Origin of the sequence: Vibrio coralliirubri, from assembly GCF_024347375.1 — a bacterium.
Lineage (GTDB): Bacteria > Pseudomonadota > Gammaproteobacteria > Enterobacterales > Vibrionaceae > Vibrio > Vibrio coralliirubri.
Map to the genome: position 1 here is coordinate 3,609,535 of NZ_AP025470.1, position 14,996 is coordinate 3,624,530.

Below are 14,996 nucleotides of genomic sequence, written 5' to 3' on the forward strand. Positions count from 1 at the left end.
ACATTGGTTTAACAGTTGCTCTTTGCTGGTTAAAGCCAAAACACCCTTCCAACACTATAAATTGGTAAGCATGTACTTACCTTGGGAATGTAAAGTGAGTTTAATGGATATGTCTCGTCGAATTTTAAGCGTTGTCATCGCAGTTTTAACCTTTTCAACTGGCGCAATGGCTGCAGGCCTAAGCGAAGCAGAGCACGATGCAATTGCTGAACGCATCAAGCCAGTTGGCCAAGTTTACCTAGTCGGCAGCGAGCCAGTAGCCGCAGAACCAACAGGCCCTCGTGATGGCGCAGCAGTTTACGGTACCTTTTGTATCGCTTGTCACGCATCTGGCGTAAGTGGCGCACCTAAAACAGGTGATGCTGGTGACTGGGGTCCTCGTATTGCTCAAGGTCGCGACATTCTAGCTGACCACGCAATCAACGGCTTCAATGCGATGCCAGCGAAAGGTTCATGTATGGACTGTTCAGACGACGAAATCAAAGATGCTATCGAGCACATGATTGCCGGTCTGTAATTTACCGATCTGTAATTAAAGATACCAGATTCAAAAAAGGTGACCTCATGGTCACCTTTTTTATTGGCTTCGATATAGTGCTATAAAAGTAGAGCATCACTTCTTATTGAACATCGCTCGAATATTCGCAATGTGCGCCTGCCCTTTCTCCATTCTTTCTTCAGCGGATTGAGGCTTCTTAACGCTTTCCCACTCCACATCATCATGCGGCAACTCATCAAGGAAGCGGCTTTGTGTTGGCTTGATTAATTCACCATATTGACGACGTTCACGACACTTAGTAAAGGTCAGCTCTTTCTGCGCTCGAGTAATCCCCACATACATAAGACGACGTTCTTCTTCTACGTTGCCTTCATCAACACTGGTTTGATGCGGCAAGATGCCCTCTTCTGCACCCATCAGGAATACATACGGGAACTCTAGACCTTTCGATGCATGCAGTGTCATTAATTGAACTTGGTCTGCATCATCATCATCCTCACCACGCTCCATCATATCGCGCAGCGTTAAACGTTGAACCACCTCGCGCAGGGTTTTCTCTTCTTTGTCGTAATTGTCACCCTCAAGATCGGCCACAATCCAGCTATAGAGATCAGAGACGTTCTTCATTCGCATTTCAGCGGCTTTCGGGCTCGCTGAGGTTTCGTACAACCAATCTTCGTAGTTGATGTCACGAACCAAAGAACGAACGGCTTCAACCGTATTACCACGTTCTGCATTGTCTGAGATACGAACAATCCAGTCACCAAAACGGCGTAGGTTCTCTAAACCACGCCCCGTCAGCGTCTGCTCTAAGCCCATCTCAAAGCTGGCTTCAAATAGACTCTTACCACGCATGTTGGCGTAGCTGCCTAACTTCTCAAGCGTCACCGGACCAATCTCACGACGCGGTGTGTTTACAATACGTAGAAACGCGTTGTCATCATCAGGGTTCACCAACACACGCAGGTAAGCCATGATGTCTTTAATCTCGGCTCTCGCAAAGAAAGAGGTACCGCCAGAGATCTTGTAAGGCACACGGTTCTGCATCAGCGCTTTTTCAATCAAGCGCGATTGGTGGTTACCACGGTAAAGCACTGCGTAATCTTTATATTCAGTACGGTTCAAAAACTTGTGGGCGATGATCTCGCCGGTAATACGCTCTGCTTCATGCTCTTCATTCTTAGCATTCAGTACCTTGAGCTTTTCACCGTCTGGGATCTCTGAGAATAGAGACTTCTCATAAACGTGCGGGTTATTGGCGATCAAGATGTTCGCCGCACGCAAGATTCGACTGGTTGAGCGATAGTTTTGCTCAAGTTTGATCAAGCGAAGGTTCGGGTAGTCTTCACCCAACAACACCAAGTTTTGCGGTTTTGCACCACGCCATGAATAGATAGATTGGTCGTCGTCACCTACTACCGTTAAACGACCACGCTCTCCGACCAGTAAACGAACCAACTCATATTGGCTGGTGTTGGTATCTTGGTATTCATCGACCAGTAAATAGCGGATACGCGACTGCCAGCGCTCACGCACTTCTTGATTGGTTTTCAGTAGTAATACCGGCATCGCAATCAGATCATCAAAATCGAGTGCGTTGTATGCCTTCATCTGTTTCTGGTACATCTCAAAACAAAATGCAAACAACTGCTCTTGTTCGCCTTGAGCACGTGCTTTCGCCTGATCTGGCGTCAGCATGTCATTTTTCCAATTCGAGATGGTGCTCATTAAAGCGCGCAGCAAATCCTTATCACCATCGATCTGTCTCTCTGTGAGCTCTTTTAACAAAGCTAGCTGGTCTTGATCATCAAACAGAGAAAAACCCGCTTTCAAACCCAGCGCTTTGTATTCACGACGAATGATGGTTAAACCCATGGTATGAAAGGTCGAAACAATCAGCCCTTTCGATTCGCCCTTACCTAGAGTTTGCCCAACACGCTCTTTCATCTCGCGTGCCGCTTTATTAGTAAAGGTCACCGCCGCAATATTACGCGCCTTATAGCCACACTCCTGAACCAGATAAGCAATTTTATTGGTGATAACACGTGTTTTACCGGATCCAGCGCCCGCTAATACTAAGCAGGGGCCCGAAACATATTTCACGGCTTCATCTTGTCTTGGGTTCAGTTTCATTTGATTCTCAGTTTGGTCTAGAGGGGCGAATTCAATTGCGCGCCTATAATAATGCTGCAACAGCACGAATGCTACGTTCTCTTATACAAGATTTTTACGCTGAATATGTAAAACTTTGTTGCACATGTGTGTGGTTATTAGGCTATAATGAATGAACGTTCATTCATTGGTGACTGAAATATGACAACTCATGCACCTCGGGATAAACGCCAGCAAATACTTTCTGCAGCTGAAAAGCTAATTGCAGAGGTCGGTTTTCAAGGCCTTTCAATGCAAAAATTAGCCAAAGAAGCGGGAGTAGCTGCAGGCACTATCTATCGCTACTTCGATGATAAAGAGCATTTGATAGAAGATGTTCGAATGCTCGTGACTCAAAGAGTAGCTGATGCTGTTCAAGAAGGGGTTAATGATTCGGATCCAATTAAACAACGCTACCGTACTATGTGGTTGAACATATGGAACTTAGCAGGAACGAATTTAGCCGCAATAAAAAATCGGGTTCAGTATGACTCTCTACCCATCACAAATAGCCTAAACTTCAGGGAACTAGAACGTAAAATGTTTGCCCAAGTTGAGCTGCTATTTAATGAGGGGAAAGAACAAGGATTGTTTAAACCACTTAACAATGAAGTATTAGGTGGATTGAGCTTGGCGGCTAGTGTTTCTCTAGCACGCAAGCATTCTTTAGGATTTTACCAACTTGATGAGGCAGAACTAGAATCTGCAATCGAAGCTAGTTGGGACGCAATAATTAAACACTAGATCGGAGTTTTGACCATAATGAAAAAGTGGACTTTCTTCATGTTACTCATCGCTGTACTACTTTTCGGCAGCGTTATTGGGTTTAACATGTTCAAACAACAAAAAATTGCTGAGTATATGGCCAACCGCCCTGAACCAGAGTTTCCAGTAACGGTAACTGAAGTTCAGCCGATCGACTGGGTTCCAATGATTGAAGCTATCGGCTTCATCGAACCTAACCAAGGTGTGACACTAGCGAACGAAACCAGCGGTGTTATTGACCAGATCTCTTTCGAATCAGGTACTGATGTTAAGAATGGTCAGCAACTGGTACGTCTTGATTCTGACGTAGAGAAAGCAAACCTAAAGAGTTCTGAAGCTCGTTTGCCTGCTGCTAAAGCAAAATACAAGCGTTACCAAGGTCTATTCAAGAAAGGTTCTATCTCTAAAGAAGCGTACGATGAAGCAGAAGCGAACTACTTCTCTCTATCTGCAGACATTGAAAGCCTAAAAGCATCGATCGAGCGTCGTGAAATTCGCGCACCATTCGACGGTACTGTTGGTATTCGTAACGTATACCTAGGCCAATACCTACAATCGGGTACCGATATCGTTCGTTTAGAAGATACCAGTGTCATGCGCCTGCGCTTCACGGTTTCTCAAACCGATATCTCTCGTATCAATGTTGGTCAGGCTATCGACATCTTTGTTGATGCTTACCCAGAGACACCGTTTGAAGGCTCTATCAGTGCAATTGAACCCGCAGTAAGCATCCAAAGTGGTCTTATCCAAGTTCAAGCAGACATTCCAAATAATGATGGCAAGCTTCGTAGCGGTATGTTCGCTCGCGCTAACATCATTCTGCCTAAGCTAGAGAACCAAGTAACTCTGCCTCAAACGGCGATTACTTTCACTCTATACGGTGACAATGTTTACATCCTGACTGAAGAAGACGGCGTTCAACGTGTTGCTCAACATGTTGTAAAAGTAGGTGAGCGTACAGCTGATATTGCACACATCCTTGAAGGCGTTAAAGCCGGCGATACGGTTGTAACTTCTGGCCAAGTACGTCTAAGTAACGGTGCCAAAGTTAAGGTTGTTGAAAGTGATGCAATCACTCCACCATCTGAAACACCTAAGCTGTAACTGGAGGCACAATGCGCTTTACTGATGTTTTTATTAAACGTCCAGTTCTAGCGGTATCCATCAGCTTTTTGATTGCGCTGCTTGGCTTACAAGCAATCTTCAAAATGCAGGTGCGTGAATACCCTGAAATGACGAATACCGTCGTAACCGTAACCACGAGTTACTACGGTGCAAGTGCTGATCTTATCCAAGGCTTTATCACCCAGCCCCTCGAACAGGCTGTGGCTCAAGCGGATAACATCGACTATATGACTTCTTCTTCTGTGCTCGGTAGCTCTACGATTACCGTTAACATGAAGTTGAACACCGACCCGAATGCGGCGCTGTCTGACATACTGGCCAAGACTAACTCGGTGCGTTCTCAGCTTCCTAAAGAAGCCGAAGATCCAACCGTAACTATGTCTACCGGTTCAACGACGGCGGTACTCTACATTGGTTTTACCAGTGATGAGTTGGTGTCGAGCCAAATTACCGACTATCTAGAGCGTGTAATCAACCCGCAACTATTCACGGTAAATGGTGTATCTAAAGTTGACCTATATGGTGGTATGAAATACGCACTGCGCGTGTGGCTAGATCCATCAAAAATGGCGGCGGTAAACCTAACTGCAACTGACGTTATGGCGGTATTGGATGCGAACAACTACCAATCAGCTACGGGTCAAGCAACGGGTGAATTTGTTCTTTATAACGGCAGTGCTGACACGCAAGTATCGAACACTGAAGAGTTAGAGAACTTAGTCGTTAGAAGTGGTGAAGGTGAGATTATTCGTCTGTCTGACATCGCTAAGGTTTCTCTAGAGAAAAGCCACGACGTTTACCGTGCAAGTGCGAACGGTCAGGAAGCGGTTGTTGCAGCAATTAATGCGGCACCAAGTGCGAACCCAATCAACATCGCTGCAGATGTACTTGAGCTTCTTCCTCAACTAGAGAAGAACCTACCAAGCAACATCTCGATGAACGTAATGTACGATTCAACCATTGCGATTAACGAGTCAATTCAAGAGGTTATTAAGACCATTCTTGAAGCGGCATTAATCGTATTGATCGTAATTACCTTGTTCCTAGGTTCATTCCGAGCGGTACTGATCCCTATCGTTACTATCCCACTGTCTTTGATTGGTGTGGCAATGGTAATGCAGGCAATGGGCTTCTCATGGAACCTGATGACGCTACTGGCAATGGTACTCGCCATCGGTCTGGTGGTAGATGATGCGATCGTAGTACTTGAGAACGTCGACAGGCATATCAAGCTCGGAGAGTCCCCTTTCCGCGCTGCGATCATCGGTACTCGTGAAATTGCGGTTCCTGTTATCGCAATGACACTAACGCTAGGTGCGGTATACGCTCCAATCGCGATGATGGGTGGTATCACGGGCTCACTATTTAAAGAGTTCGCATTAACCCTAGCCGGTTCTGTATTTGTATCGGGTATCGTGGCACTTACGCTATCGCCAATGATGTGTTCAAAAATGCTAAAAGCTCACGCTGAGCCGAGCAAATTTGAGCAGAAAGTTCATAGCGTTTTGGATGGCATGACTAACCGTTACGAGCGTATGCTTGGCGCGGTTATGAACCACCGTCCAGTGTTCATTGGCTTTGCGATCATCGTATTTGCAAGCTTGCCGATGCTGTTTAAGTTCATCCCTAGTGAATTAGCACCTTCAGAAGATAAAGGTGTAATCATGCTGATGGGTACTGCACCGTCGAATGCAAACTTAGACTTCATGCAAAATACCATGAACGACGTAAACAAGATTCTGTCTGATCAGCCAGAAGTGGCTTACGCGCAGGTATTTACAGGTGTGCCTAATGCAAACCAAGCGTTTGGTATCGCATCTATGGTGCCTTGGAGTGAACGTGAGACGAGTCAATCAGAAGTAGCAAACCGTGTAGGTGAGCTAGTAAAAGACGTACCGGGTATGGCGGTAACGGCGTTCCAAATGCCAGAACTACCAGGTGCAGGTTCAGGTCTTCCAATTCAGTTTGTTATTACAACACCAAACAGTTTTGAGAGCTTGTTCCAGATCACCACTGACATTTTAACTGATGTAGCGACAAACCCACTGTTCGTATACTCGGATCTCGATCTGAACTACGACTCAGCAACGATGAAAGTACACATCGACAAGGATAAAGCGGGCGCATACGGCGTGACCATGCAAGATATCGGTATCACGCTAGGTACCATGATGTCAGATGGCTACGTAAACCGTATCGACTTGAATGGTCGTTCTTACGAGGTTATCCCTCAAGTTGAACGTAAATTCCGTTTGAACCCAGAATCGATGAATAACTACTACGTACGTGCTGCGGATGGTAATGCTGTACCACTAGGCAGTTTGATTACGATTGATGTTGTGGCAGAGCCTCGTTCTCTTCCTCACTTCAACCAATTGAACTCAGCTACGATTGGCGCAGTACCAGCTCCAGGCGCTGCAATGGGTGATGCAATTGCATGGTTTGAAGACACGGCGGCGAATAAGCTTCCAAGTGGCTACAACCACGATTACATGGGTGAAGCGCGTCAATACGTAACTGAAGGTAGCGCACTTTACGCGACCTTTGGTCTAGCACTGGCTATCATCTTCTTGGTACTAGCGATTCAGTTTGAATCTCTGAAAGATCCACTGGTTATCATGGTATCTGTACCACTGGCGATCTGTGGTGCCCTAATCGCTCTGGCTTGGGGTGCGGCAACGATGAACATCTACTCGCAAGTAGGTTTGATCACCTTGGTCGGTCTGATTACCAAGCACGGTATCTTGATCTGTGAAGTTGCAAAAGAAGAACAGTTGCATCATCACAAGACTCGTATCGAAGCGGTAATGGAAGCTGCGAAGGTTCGTCTTCGCCCAATCCTGATGACAACAGCTGCGATGATCGCGGGTCTAATCCCACTGATGTACGCAAGTGGTGCGGGTGCAGCTCAGCGCTTTAGTATTGGTATCGTAATCGTTGCAGGTCTAGCGATTGGTACTATCTTTACGCTATTTGTACTGCCAGTGATTTACAGCTACTTGGCTGAAAAACACAAACCTCTACCTGTATTTGTTGAAGATAAAGATCTAGAAAAGCTAGCTCGCGTCGATGAAGCAAAAGCAGCACACAGAGAATTAGCTGATAATAAGTAATCGCTAAGTCGTGTTAACAATAAAAAGGCTACTTCGGTGGCCTTTTTTTATACGCCATAGGCGACATCTCAAGTGTGATTAAATAGAATAGTGGTAAATATTCAGGAGTTTTAATTGATATGTTTGATCCAAAAAAACTAGAGCAGATTGCTAAGCAGATCCACGATTCTATGCCTCAACCAGTAAAAGAGCTTGGTTCAGACGTAGATCAAAAAGTTCGCCAGGTTATCCAAGGCCAACTAAACAAGCTAGACGTTGTGAGCCGTGAAGAGTTTGATGTTCAAACACAAGTACTACTGCGCACTCGCCAAAAGCTGACTGAAATGGAACAAAAGCTAGCGGACTTAGAAGCAAAGATTGCCGATAAGTAAGCGTAAAGCAAGAAAACTGAAAGGGTTGGTGTGAAAGCACCAACCCTTTTGTATTTCTGAGGATCAATCAAGAACTGCAAGTCGACGAAGACCGATCAAGCAATGTTCATTCAATTGACTTATAAGGCTATGTTCCTAAAAGCAAAAAGGCTTGGTCAACGGCGACCAAGCCTTTCTATTAGATGTTGTGTTGCTTATTTATAACTCCAACCAGTAAGGAGCTAATGATACTGCTTCGCTTATTTTGCAAATTTGTCAGTATCTAAGAGACTCATTAACCGCCTACAGCGATACGCTTCATGTCGCTCATGTAGCTACGTAGCTCTTCACCAATGTACTCTACAGGGTGGTTACGGATAGCTTCGTTTACTTCAATTAGCTTAGCGTTATCAACTTGGTTAGATGTTTCACCTAGACCACGGCCGATTACGTCTGTCGCTACTGAAGGCATGAACTTCTCTCGTAGTAGCGGTGTTGCTACGTTAGCGAATAGGTAGTTACCGTACTCAGCAGTATCAGAGATTACAACGTTCATTTCGTAAAGACGCTTACGAGCAACTGTGTTTGCGATTAGTGGAAGCTCATGTAGAGATTCGTAGTAAGCAGACTCATCAATGATGCCTGATGCCGTCATAGCTTCGAATGCTAGCTCAACACCAGCACGAACCATAGCAACCATTAGGATACCGTTGTCGAAGTACTCTTGCTCTGAGATTTCTACGTCAGAAGCTGGGTAATTTTCGAATGCAGTTTCGCCTGTCTCTTCACGCCAGCCTAGTAGGTTCACGTCATCGTTCGCCCAGTCAGCCATCATTGTGCTAGAGAAGTGTCCAGAGATGATGTCATCCATGTGCTTGTTGTAAAGCGGACGCATTAGGTCTTTAAGCTCTTCAGAAAGCTCAAACGCTTTAACTTTAGCTGGGTTAGATAGGCGATCCATCATGTGAGTTACGCCACCAAACTTAAGTGCTTCAGTGATCGTTTCCCAACCGTATTGTAGAAGCTTACCTGCGTAGCCAGGTTCGATGCCATCAGCAATCATCTTCTCGTAAGATACGATAGAACCCGCTTGTAGCATGCCACAAAGGATTGTTTGCTCACCCATCAGGTCAGATTTAACTTCCGCTACGAAAGATGACTCTAGGCAGCCTGCACGGTGACCACCAGTACCTGCAGCCCAAGCTTTAGCGATATCCCAACCTTCGCCTTTAGGATCATTTTCAGGGTGAACAGCGATAAGTGTTGGTACACCGAAGCCACGCTTGTACTCTTCGCGAACTTCAGAACCTGGACACTTAGGCGCAACCATGACTACAGTAAGGTCAGCACGTAATTGCATGCCTTCTTCAACAACGTTAAAACCGTGAGAGTAACCAAGAGCAGCGCCTTGCTTCATTAGGGGCATTACTGTTTCAACAACGTTTGTGTGTTGCTTATCAGGAGTAAGGTTGATTACTAGGTCTGCTTGAGGGATTAGCGTTTCGTAGCTACCCACAACAAAGCCGTTTTCATCAGCATTTTTGAATGATTGACGCTTTTCATCAATTGCCGCTTGGCGTAGAGCGTAAGATACGTCTAGACCAGAATCACGCATATTTAGGCCTTGGTTTAGGCCTTGAGCACCACAACCAACAATTACGATTTTCTTACCTTCAAGGTATTCAGCTTCTGTCGCGAATTCTTCACGATCCATAAAGCGGCAACGACCTAATTGGTCTAGTTGTTCACGAAGGTTTAATGTATTGAAATAGTTAGCCATTCTAGGGCACTCCTTTAAAAATAAGTCCGTAAGGTCGATATCTCTCTATCGAATGACTTCATACTAAAACAGACACTCCGTTGCTGAAAGTGATATATTCACAATTAGTTATTGCAATAAATGCAACATGGAAACGATCTCAGAACATGAACATAAAATCTCTACAATTATTTATACATTTATGTGACAGCAAGAGTTTCAGCAAAACCGCTGCTGCTATGCACGTCAGTCCTTCAGCGCTGAGCCGTCAGATACAAAAGCTTGAAGAGGAAACAGGGCAAGAACTGCTTATCAGAGACAACCGTAGTGTTGATCTGACCCCAGCAGGAAAACACCTATTGCCTGTAGCATTGATCATTGTGGGAGAATGGCAGCAATATAATCTTCATCTGAAGGGCGGAGAGCAAGAGCTTAAAGGTGAGATCCGTATATTTTGCTCAGTAACGGCTAGCTATAGTCACCTACCTGAACTCATAACCGAATTTAGGGCTATTCACCCGTATATTGAATTTAAGCTCTCTACTGGCGATCCAGCTCAATCCATTGACAAGATCTTAAACGATGAGGCGGATATCGCGATTTCAGCAAAGCCAGATATCCTTCCTTCAAGGTTAGAGTTCGAGACCATCAGCGATATTCCACTGTCAGTCATCATTCCATCTGGTGTGAGTAGCTTTAGCCAGCAACTGCAATCCGATAAGCCAAACTGGAATGAAGTGCCTTTTATCATCCCAGAAGCGGGGACTGCACGAGAACGTGCGAACGCATGGTTCAAAAAGATGAAGATAAAACCCAATATTTACGCTCAGGTATCTGGTCATGAAGCGATCGTCAGTATGGTTGCCCTTGGTTGTGGGGTTGGTATTGCTCCAGATGTCGTCATCAACAACAGCCCAGTACGTGACAAAGTAGACCGTTTAAAGATAGAGCCAATCAAACCATTTGAACTAGGGGTGTGCTGTAAGCGTGCACAATTAGAAAACCCATTAATTAGAGCATTTTGGCAGGTCGCCGAAGGGAAATACCTGCAAGACTAGTTATCAATAAGTAATAACAAGCAGGTATGGAGTCACAGGTAAGAGCACGTTAGTGCTCTTTTTGTTTTGCTAAACGATAGATATGAAAAAAGCCCGCTGATTTCTCAGCGGGCTTTCTAATGGTGGTGGAGGGATAGGGATTTGAACCCTAGAACCGCTATTAACGGTTGCCGGTTTTCAAGACCGGTGCTTTCGACCACTCAGCCATCCCTCCAACAAATTGTCATCAACAGATTAGTACACTGTAGATGTTGTTACATGTATACACAGGTAACGATATTTAAAGCCTGGCGATGTCCTACTCTCACATGGGGAAGCCCCACACTACCATCGGCGCTATTGTGTTTCACTTCTGAGTTCGGCATGGAATCAGGTGGGTCCACAATGCTATGGTCGCCAAGCAAATTTTAAAATTCGGAAAACTGATTTAAAAGTCTATCTCTTCAAACTCATTCAAGCGTTTGGTATTTCTTTGAGTCCACAAAACCCCTTGGGTGTTGTATGGTTAAGCCTCACGGGCAATTAGTACAGGTTAGCTCAATGCCTCGCAGCACTTACACACCCTGCCTATCAACGTCGTAGTCTACGACAACCCTTTAGGACGCTTATAGCGCCAGGGAAAACTCATCTCAAGGCTCGCTTCCCGCTTAGATGCTTTCAGCGGTTATCGATTCCGAACTTAGCTACCGGGCAATGCCATTGGCATGACAACCCGAACACCAGAGGTTCGTCCACTCCGGTCCTCTCGTACTAGGAGCAGCCCCTTTCAATTTTCCAACGCCCACGGCAGATAGGGACCGAACTGTCTCACGACGTTCTAAACCCAGCTCGCGTACCACTTTAAATGGCGAACAGCCATACCCTTGGGACCGACTTCAGCCCCAGGATGTGATGAGCCGACATCGAGGTGCCAAACACCGCCGTCGATATGAACTCTTGGGCGGTATCAGCCTGTTATCCCCGGAGTACCTTTTATCCGTTGAGCGATGGCCCTTCCATTCAGAACCACCGGATCACTATGACCTGCTTTCGCACCTGCTCGAATTGTCATTCTCGCAGTCAAGCGGGCTTATGCCATTGCACTAACCACACGATGTCCAACCGTGTTTAGCCCACCTTCGTGCTCCTCCGTTACTCTTTGGGAGGAGACCGCCCCAGTCAAACTACCCACCAGGCACTGTCCGTAATCCCGATTCAGGGACCAACGTTAGAACATCAAAACTACAAGGGTGGTATTTCAAGGACGACTCCACCACATCTAGCGACGCGGTTTCATAGTCTCCCACCTATCCTACACATGTAGGTTCAATGTTCAGTGCCAAGCTGTAGTAAAGGTTCACGGGGTCTTTCCGTCTAGCCGCGGGTACACTGCATCTTCACAGCGATTTCAATTTCACTGAGTCTCGGGTGGAGACAGCGTGGCCATCATTACGCCATTCGTGCAGGTCGGAACTTACCCGACAAGGAATTTCGCTACCTTAGGACCGTTATAGTTACGGCCGCCGTTTACCGGGGCTTCGATCAAGAGCTTCGACCGAAGTCTAACCCCATCAATTAACCTTCCGGCACCGGGCAGGCGTCACACCGTATACGTCATCTTACGATTTTGCACAGTGCTGTGTTTTTAATAAACAGTTGCAGCCACCTGGTATCTGCGACTCTCGTCTGCTCCATCCGCAAGGGACTTCACTGATAAGAGCGTACCTTCTCCCGAAGTTACGGTACCATTTTGCCTAGTTCCTTCACCCGAGTTCTCTCAAGCGCCTTGGTATTCTCTACCCGACCACCTGTGTCGGTTTGGGGTACGATTCCTTACAATCTGAAGCTTAGAGGCTTTTCCTGGAAGCATGGCATCAATGACTTCACTACCGTAGTAGCTCGACATCGTATCTCAGCGTTAATAGCGGTCCGGATTTACCTAAACCACCCGCCTACATACTTGAACCTGGACAACCGTCGCCAGGCCCACCTAGCCTTCTCCGTCCCCCCATCGCAATTGTAAGAAGTACAGGAATATTAACCTGTTTCCCATCGACTACGCCTTTCGGCCTCGCCTTAGGAGTCGACTTACCCTGCCCCGATTAACGTTGGACAGGAACCCTTGGTCTTCCGGCGAGGGAGTTTTTCACTCCCTTTATCGTTACTCATGTCAGCATTCGCACTTCTGATACCTCCAGCAGCCCTTACAGACCACCTTCAACGGCTTACAGAACGCTCCCCTACCCCACATACCCTAAGGTACGTAGCCGCAGCTTCGGTGTATAGCTTAGCCCCGTTACATCTTCCGCGCAGGCCGACTCGACCAGTGAGCTATTACGCTTTCTTTAAATGATGGCTGCTTCTAAGCCAACATCCTGGCTGTCTGAGCCTTCCCACATCGTTTCCCACTTAGCTATACTTTGGGACCTTAGCTGGCGGTCTGGGTTGTTTCCCTCTCCACGACGGACGTTAGCACCCGCCGTGTGTCTCCCGGATAGTACTTACTGGTATTCGGAGTTTGCAAAGGGTTGGTAAGTCGGGATGACCCCCTAGCCTTAACAGTGCTCTACCCCCAGTAGTATTCGTCCGAGGCGCTACCTAAATAGCTTTCGGGGAGAACCAGCTATCTCCAGGTTTGATTGGCCTTTCACCCCTAGCCACAAGTCATCCGCTAATTTTTCAACATTAGTCGGTTCGGTCCTCCAGTTGATGTTACTCAACCTTCAACCTGCCCATGGCTAGATCACCTGGTTTCGGGTCTAATCCTAGCAACTGTACGCCCAGTTAAGACTCGGTTTCCCTACGGCTCCCCTAAACGGTTAACCTTGCTACTAAAATTAAGTCGCTGACCCATTATACAAAAGGTACGCAGTCACACCACGAAGGTGCTCCTACTGCTTGTACGTACACGGTTTCAGGTTCTATTTCACTCCCCTCACAGGGGTTCTTTTCGCCTTTCCCTCACGGTACTGGTTCACTATCGGTCAGTCAGTAGTATTTAGCCTTGGAGGATGGTCCCCCCATATTCAGACAGGATATCACGTGTCCCGCCCTACTCGTTTTCACTGATTATGATGTGTCGGTTACGGGGCTATCACCCTTTATTGCGAGACTTTCCAGACTCTTCACCTGCATCGTTAAAAGCTTAAGGGCTAATCCAATTTCGCTCGCCGCTACTTTCGGAATCTCGGTTGATTTCTCTTCCTCGGGGTACTTAGATGTTTCAGTTCCCCCGGTTTGCCTCCTGCTGCTATGTATTCACAACAGGATACTTACTTATGTAAGTGGGTTTCCCCATTCAGGAATCCCAGACTCAAAAGGTTATTACTACCTAATCTGGGCTTATCGCAAGTTATTACGCCTTTCATCGCCTCTGACTGCCAAGGCATCCACCGTGTACGCTTAGTCACTTAACCATACAACCCGAAAGGGTCTTAGTGTATGGCAACTAACCAAGGTTTTTGGTTGTCATTAAGAAGGGTTAATTCTCAATGACTGTTTGCCGGACTCAATTGTGATTCAAACTAAGTTTGAATCGAATACAAGACACTTGAATGTGTTTGTTGTGTTTATCTAATGAAAGATAAACATTGAGAACTTTTAAATTTGATTGAATTACTCGTAAGTAAATCAATCAGTCAGCTTTCCAAATTGTTAAAGAGCAAGAGTTTTAAGTGTTAAACTTTTAAACCCATTTTTAAATACTCTCTTGCGAGAATGCTTAAAGATGGTGGGCGATACCGGGCTCGAACCAGTGACCCCCTGCTTGTAAGGCAGGTGCTCTCCCAACTGAGCTAATCGCCCATAAAAGTTTTAATTCCTTATGGAAGGAATGGTGGAGCTATGCGGGATCGAACCGCAGACCTCCTGCGTGCAAGGCAGGCGCTCTCCCAGCTGAGCTATAGCCCCATATTTTTATTTCCTTGGGAGGAAATGGTGGGTCGTGCAGGATTCGAACCTGCGACCAATTGATTAAAAGTCAACTGCTCTACCAACTGAGCTAACGACCCAATGGTATCCCGTAGGGGAGTCGAACCCCTGTTACCGCCGTGAAAGGGCGGTGTCCTAGGCCTCTAGACGAACGGGACACTGCAATTTATCTCCACTTTAAAAAGTAGAAACAAACTTCGAAGAACTTGGGAGTTCTTCATCTCTTTGCTTTTCTAAACCTAATCAATCTGTGTGGGTACTCATCAA

Annotated in this window: 8 protein-coding genes, 5 tRNA genes and 2 rRNA genes; 6 read left to right on the forward strand and 9 right to left on the reverse strand. The window is 46.2% G+C overall.

From position 1 onward, the window contains the following. The first annotated feature begins 103 nt into the window (after positions 1–103). Positions 104–517, forward strand: coding sequence for a c-type cytochrome (locus OCV20_RS16340; RefSeq protein ID WP_017063036.1), 414 nt, complete (start codon positions 104–106; stop codon positions 515–517). Positions 518–613: 96 nt separating this feature from the next. On the opposite strand, the gene rep is transcribed toward OCV20_RS16340, so the two are convergent. Next, complete coding sequence (gene rep / locus OCV20_RS16345) at positions 614–2,632, reverse strand: DNA helicase Rep (RefSeq protein WP_017061960.1); 2,019 nt, start codon at positions 2,630–2,632, stop codon at positions 614–616. Positions 2,633–2,812: 180 nt separating this feature from the next. On the opposite strand from rep, the gene OCV20_RS16350 reads away from it, so the two are divergent. The 4 genes from OCV20_RS16350 (at position 2,813) to ubiK (ending at position 8,024) form a co-directional block, all read left to right on the forward strand. Further along, complete coding sequence (locus OCV20_RS16350) at positions 2,813–3,394, forward strand: TetR/AcrR family transcriptional regulator (protein ID WP_017629442.1); 582 nt, start codon at positions 2,813–2,815, stop codon at positions 3,392–3,394. Between the two features lie 18 nt (positions 3,395–3,412). Next, the gene (locus OCV20_RS16355; RefSeq protein WP_086775888.1) at positions 3,413–4,519 is read left to right on the forward strand and encodes an efflux RND transporter periplasmic adaptor subunit; all 1,107 of its coding nucleotides are present in this window, start codon (positions 3,413–3,415) and stop codon (positions 4,517–4,519) included. An 11-nt stretch (positions 4,520–4,530) separates the two neighbouring features. Further along, positions 4,531–7,653 carry a multidrug efflux RND transporter permease subunit gene (locus OCV20_RS16360; protein ID WP_048612411.1) on the forward strand — a complete coding sequence of 1,041 codons (3,123 nt, stop codon included), beginning with the start codon at positions 4,531–4,533 and terminating at the stop codon, positions 7,651–7,653. Between the two features lie 119 nt (positions 7,654–7,772). Continuing rightward, positions 7,773–8,024, forward strand: a complete 252-nt coding sequence (gene ubiK / locus OCV20_RS16365; protein ID WP_009848085.1) for a ubiquinone biosynthesis accessory factor UbiK — start codon at positions 7,773–7,775, stop codon at positions 8,022–8,024. 274 nt (positions 8,025–8,298) lie between these two features. On the opposite strand, the gene ilvC is transcribed toward ubiK, so the two are convergent. Then, positions 8,299–9,783, reverse strand: a complete 1,485-nt coding sequence (gene ilvC / locus OCV20_RS16370) for a ketol-acid reductoisomerase (protein WP_017061965.1) — start codon at positions 9,781–9,783, stop codon at positions 8,299–8,301. 146 nt (positions 9,784–9,929) lie between these two features. On the opposite strand from ilvC, the gene ilvY reads away from it, so the two are divergent. Next, positions 9,930–10,820: an HTH-type transcriptional activator IlvY gene (ilvY, locus tag OCV20_RS16375; RefSeq protein ID WP_086775889.1), complete on the forward strand. Its 891-nt coding sequence runs from the start codon at positions 9,930–9,932 to the stop codon at positions 10,818–10,820. 123 nt (positions 10,821–10,943) lie between these two features. On the opposite strand, the gene OCV20_RS16380 is transcribed toward ilvY, so the two are convergent. From OCV20_RS16380 to OCV20_RS16410, 7 genes are all read right to left on the reverse strand, one after another. Continuing rightward, positions 10,944–11,034: transfer RNA gene (locus OCV20_RS16380), tRNA-Ser, on the reverse strand. A gap of 71 nt (positions 11,035–11,105) precedes the next feature. Beyond that, positions 11,106–11,221, reverse strand: a 5S ribosomal RNA gene (rrf, locus tag OCV20_RS16385). Between the two features lie 100 nt (positions 11,222–11,321). Then, positions 11,322–14,215, reverse strand: a 23S ribosomal RNA gene (locus OCV20_RS16390). A 312-nt stretch (positions 14,216–14,527) separates the two neighbouring features. Next, positions 14,528–14,603, reverse strand: a tRNA-Val gene (locus OCV20_RS16395). A 29-nt stretch (positions 14,604–14,632) separates the two neighbouring features. Then, positions 14,633–14,708 (reverse strand) — tRNA-Ala (locus OCV20_RS16400). Between the two features lie 25 nt (positions 14,709–14,733). After that, positions 14,734–14,809: transfer RNA gene (locus OCV20_RS16405), tRNA-Lys, on the reverse strand. Positions 14,810–14,811: 2 nt separating this feature from the next. Then, a tRNA-Glu gene (locus OCV20_RS16410) sits at positions 14,812–14,887 on the reverse strand. Positions 14,888–14,996 lie beyond the last annotated feature (109 nt).

Bases quoted from the DNA above. Each gene is read 5' to 3' on its own strand.
- OCV20_RS16340 (WP_017063036.1), top strand. From the start codon at position 104: ATGGATATGTCTCGTCGAATTTTAAGCGTTGTCATCGCAGTTTTAACC.
- rep (WP_017061960.1), bottom strand. From the start codon at position 2,632: ATGAAACTGAACCCAAGACAAGATGAAGCCGTGAAATATGTTTCGGGC.
- OCV20_RS16350 (WP_017629442.1), top strand. From the start codon at position 2,813: ATGACAACTCATGCACCTCGGGATAAACGCCAGCAAATACTTTCTGCA.
- OCV20_RS16355 (WP_086775888.1), top strand. From the start codon at position 3,413: ATGAAAAAGTGGACTTTCTTCATGTTACTCATCGCTGTACTACTTTTC.
- OCV20_RS16360 (WP_048612411.1), top strand. From the start codon at position 4,531: ATGCGCTTTACTGATGTTTTTATTAAACGTCCAGTTCTAGCGGTATCC.
- ubiK (WP_009848085.1), top strand. From the start codon at position 7,773: ATGTTTGATCCAAAAAAACTAGAGCAGATTGCTAAGCAGATCCACGAT.
- ilvC (WP_017061965.1), bottom strand. From the start codon at position 9,783: ATGGCTAACTATTTCAATACATTAAACCTTCGTGAACAACTAGACCAA.
- ilvY (WP_086775889.1), top strand. From the start codon at position 9,930: ATGAACATAAAATCTCTACAATTATTTATACATTTATGTGACAGCAAG.